Annotated in this window: 6 protein-coding genes; all 6 read right to left on the reverse strand. The window is 29.2% G+C overall.

Annotated features, from left to right (window positions below; translation table 11 throughout):
• Positions 1-503: 503 nt before the first annotated feature.
• Complete coding sequence (locus tag N4A55_RS06160) at positions 504-1013, reverse strand: hypothetical protein (RefSeq protein WP_293754673.1); 510 nt, start codon at positions 1011-1013, stop codon at positions 504-506.
• A 37-nt stretch (positions 1014-1050) separates the two neighbouring features.
• Positions 1051-1479: a hypothetical protein gene (locus N4A55_RS06165; RefSeq protein ID WP_293754674.1), complete on the reverse strand. Its 429-nt coding sequence runs from the start codon at positions 1477-1479 to the stop codon at positions 1051-1053.
• Positions 1480-1925: 446 nt separating this feature from the next.
• Positions 1926-2225 carry a hypothetical protein gene (locus N4A55_RS06170; RefSeq protein ID WP_293754676.1) on the reverse strand — a complete coding sequence of 100 codons (300 nt, stop codon included), beginning with the start codon at positions 2223-2225 and terminating at the stop codon, positions 1926-1928.
• A gap of 100 nt (positions 2226-2325) precedes the next feature.
• Positions 2326-2589 carry a hypothetical protein gene (locus N4A55_RS06175; protein ID WP_293754677.1) on the reverse strand — a complete coding sequence of 88 codons (264 nt, stop codon included), beginning with the start codon at positions 2587-2589 and terminating at the stop codon, positions 2326-2328.
• Positions 2590-3097: 508 nt separating this feature from the next.
• Entirely contained in the window at positions 3098-3547 is a 450-nt protein-coding gene (locus tag N4A55_RS06180; protein WP_293754678.1) for a hypothetical protein, read from the reverse strand.
• Positions 3528-4485, reverse strand: a 958-nt coding sequence (locus N4A55_RS06185; RefSeq protein WP_293754679.1) for an RHS repeat-associated core domain-containing protein, incomplete at its 5' end; no start/stop codon positions are given. The genes N4A55_RS06185 and N4A55_RS06180, both read right to left, overlap by 20 nt.

Here is a 4485-nt window from a genome sequence, read left to right on the forward strand (position 1 = left end):
GCTATCTGATGAATTCATTAAGACAATTGAAGATAAACTAAATAATAGGCCTAGAAAAAGATATAATTTTGAAACGCCTATATTTGTAATGGAAAAATTATTGTTTAATCAGAATGTTGCATTTGTCAGTTGAATTCTGCTAGCTAAATGTGTATTGTCATTAAATCTTGCAAAGAAAGTATCAAGAGATGATATTGGTATCTGTAATGAATCAAGTTTTATGGAGTTGTTAATTGTTATATTTTGTATACTCATACTTTCCGGAACATTATTTATATATCTGCTTTTTAAATTAATGTCCTTAATTATTAATCTTGCTTGCAGATATGAAACACTTTTTATCCCCAGAAATATTAAACCAATAAGTATAACTGCTAAAATAAAAAACCTTAATTTTTTCATTTTTTAAATTTATCAGAAGTAATGCATTAACCGAAAACAAAATCATAACAATTACACAGAATGTTTTATTGTTTCTTTGGTCATTAGTTGCTACATGTATATCAATTAAACAATACAGTATCGTATCTAACACTGTCAGGTAGTAAATTAGGATAGTATTCTAAAAAGTCTTTTATTATACCATCATAATCTTTATAATCATGCTCTTCTAAAACTTTCAGTAAAAAATTCAGGAATACAGTATCTTCAAGTTCAAACAGATTATAAAACTCTTCTCCTCCCGGCAAAACATCACTGTTGTAATACTCATTTTTTACTTCGTTAATTCTTGAAGAGATGTAGTTATCAACTCTCTCTTTTGCACCAGAAAGCTTAGACTCTATATTTGAATCTGATTTGAATGAGATTCTTATTAATGAATCATAATACTCCTCATTACTCTTATAATCATAGTAGATTTCTAAATCACTACTTCTTAGCCTATTATTATAGATTACATCAATAAATTCGAGTTCATCTTTATCGATTCTGTCAACTCCTTTTAAGAAGGTTTTATTCTCTTCTGATCCGTTATGTTCATTGCAACTAATTAACAGTAAACATAAAGTCACAACATATATATACTTCATTACTAAAATCTATTCATTTTTACTTAAGGAATATATCTGCTTTTTCCTCACTTATCATTTTCCACGGAAATTTCTTACTGCACTTAAATGTATATTCGCAGAAAGGGTATCTCATATAGTATATTCTATTCTTTGCATAAAAATAGTATGTTTTGTCTCCTTTTCTCTCTAAAGGGTACTCTGTATAACATTTTATTGTATCTGCATCTTTTATCCATTTACCATACTCAACTACTCTGTCTGATACAATATATTTTCTTCTGCTCCATTTATTTGCAAACCGCAAATTCTGATATCTGTATGTTGAATCAGCACTTAAAGTCAGAATACTAATATCTACATGATTACCGGAAGAACCTCTACCTTTATTATCTAATTTATAATGTACTGATTGTGCGGAAAGGGTTATACCTATAAATAGTAACCCTAATATTGTTATATACTTCATTTTTTCTTTTTCATAAAAACAAACAAAATGTTATGCCTAACCTTTTGAGATACAAATCATGTTTAACTTATTCTATTTTTCTTAACCTAAGATGCAATAGAAAGAAAAGACTTAAAAGTAAAAAGTATAAATAATGTATAGTGCTTTTTTCAGGCAAAAGCTTATCATCTATTAAAGTATAGCCTATTATAATGGCTACTATTATTTTATTTAAACCATAAACACAATACTTTCTAAACTTAATCTCAGACTTAACTTCATTCCCAAGATATTTTTTACCTGAGAATAACATTACAACAAGAAGGTAAGAAACTATAGCAAAACCTGATACATATAAAATTTTTAAATTAAAATGCAGCCACCCTTCTTTCTTTGCTATTGTAAACAGATACGGTATAATACTTAATATGATTAATGTAATATTTAATCTTGTAAAACCTTTTTTATTAGTTATCATTCTTCAATTTTTGGCAGTTACAACCAAGTTCAAGTACCTTATTGGCTGACTTACTATCTGTAACATCATATATACAACCTATCTTATCAGATCCTTTAGTTATTGAGTATGGCAGATTAAGGTTATTGTACTTTATATCAGACAGCCCTTTGTTCGGATCAACTGTCATATTACCATTGGCATCATACAGATAATCACCAGAACCCTGTTTGAAACCTTCTGTTGTTCCTGCATCGGTTACTGTTATAAGCTGATTACTGCTATTGTATCTGTATGTTAGATTATCCATAAACTCTATTACACTGTGAGGATATTTAATAATAAAAAGGAGGCTATTTTAAATATAAAGAATAGACTCCCTTCTTTAAACATGGGAAATATTATTCTTATTAAAATTGATCAATATTATTATTGTCAATAAATAAAGTTAACTCTTCTTTACTATCATAAATTGCACATTCAACATTTCCATTAGACCTCCTCACAAACAATATAGCCTGCTCTTTTGCATATTCTAATGATGAAAATACTGTACACCATTTTTGATTATCATTAACTAAATATTCTAATTTTTCATCTAAAATAATTCCTGTTTTATTTTCGGCTCTAACTAATAAAACTTGATTTTCTTCTATCTTGGGAAATTTTCTCATAATATATCTTTTAAAATTTAGTAATTTCAGCTCCTTTGACAGTTTCTTTAACAAGAACCTATGAGCATATCATATATTCAAGTTTATAATCGGTATATACAAAGTTACCAAGGTAGTATTTTGTTTTACCACTCAGTTTGTTTGCCAGTTTACGTCCGGTAACGTCATAGATATAATTTATCTTATCCGAGCCTTTGGTTATTGAGTATGGCAGATTAAGGTTATTGTACTTTATATCAGACAAGCCTTTGTTTGGATCAACTGTCATATTACCGTTAATCATAACATGGTGTTTAAAATGATTGAGACATTTCTAACAAAGAAAAAACTCAAAGACTTCTTTAATAAAAATACCGACTCTATACAGAACGGTTCTAAATTAAATAAAATTACATATCTCAGATTTGTTCCTTTTTGGTCATCTTTGTGACTAATAAGACTTTAAAAAACCCACTCGTAATATTACAAAAGTGGGGTTTTTATATAAAAAAAACAGAGTTCACCTTACTTAGAATAGAGCTTTCTCAATTTCATAATGATAATCTCCTGTTGTATCATTCTTCATATCCATCAATTCATCAACCATAACCTTCTTAAAAAGAAATCTTCCTTCTGGATTTACAACTTCAAATATTCCATAACAATGATTAAAAACACATGTGTCATTTTTCCAGAAAAAAACAAGCTGAAATCCAGATGTAAAACCTGAATATATTGGTTTTACATAAGAATTTGGAATTTCATTCTCACAATAATATCCTGTTGTAAAATAAGTTGCTTCTTCAAAAAGTGATTCATATTCTATTCTAGTCACAACATTCTTTTTTTCTATAGAGTATAAATACTCAAATTTATAACTCGCATCAAATTCTTGATACAAGAATAACCCTACAACAATTATACATAAAGAAACAAAGCTATATTTCTTTATCGGTTTATTAATATTTATCATACCCATATACTATACCATTATAGGACCCTTTGTCTTCTCCTTTTGTTGGATGTCTATCTAAAAATCCACCTGATATATTTCGTCTTCCTGCAGGTGCTTTTGATAGAGCATTAAAAAAAGAAATTATCCCTGATACAATTAAATTATTTCCTCCCTGATTAACTGCGCCAAAAGATGTATAAGCGAAATCGCGTGATAATCCAAATTTTACAGCTGCTGCACCTGCAAGAATATTTCCAGCATCCCTAGCTGATCCATACAAGCCTTTCTTTACTTGAGATCCTCCATAGTACCCATTTTTATGATGGACTTTTAAATTGTATTTACCTTCTCCAGTTGCATATTTAATATATTCAAAAAAATTAGGTAACTCATTTAATCCTTTATCTATTTTATCTTTAGCCCAAGTACTATCAAAATCAATCTTTGCTCCTTCTGCAGCAATATTTCCATCTTCACCAATAATTCCATTTTCTACATTTTCAAAATCAGCAAAAGAATATATATGAACACTCTCTCCCATCTTTTGACCTCCTGCAGATGTGTTTTCTGAAGAATAATTCTTTTTTACGCTCTTCTTTGCCTCTTCTTTATTCCCTTCATGCTTATATACACCTTTATCTCCATCGTCATAAACAGCAACTACGTTCCCTTCTTCATCTGTATGTGTAGACATCATCTCTCCATCTGGATCAATGAAGTAAATAGGGTTGTTTCCTACATAGTTATATGATGACAACGAATACAGCTCTTCACCACGGGGATCAACATTAAACCACCTACCTAATTCTGGTGTATACATCCTGGCACCATAATCCAATAAACTTACGTCCGTTAAATCATAGTTAAAAAAATTGCCTGTTGAGCTCTGAGTATATGATAATTGATTCATTGCACTGCTAATGTATATATTTTTTCTTTTCAGTTGAACCTCAGTTGAAAGA

This window comes from Vallitalea sp., assembly GCF_025211055.1.
Classification (GTDB): Bacteria; Bacillota; Clostridia; order Lachnospirales; family Vallitaleaceae; genus Vallitalea.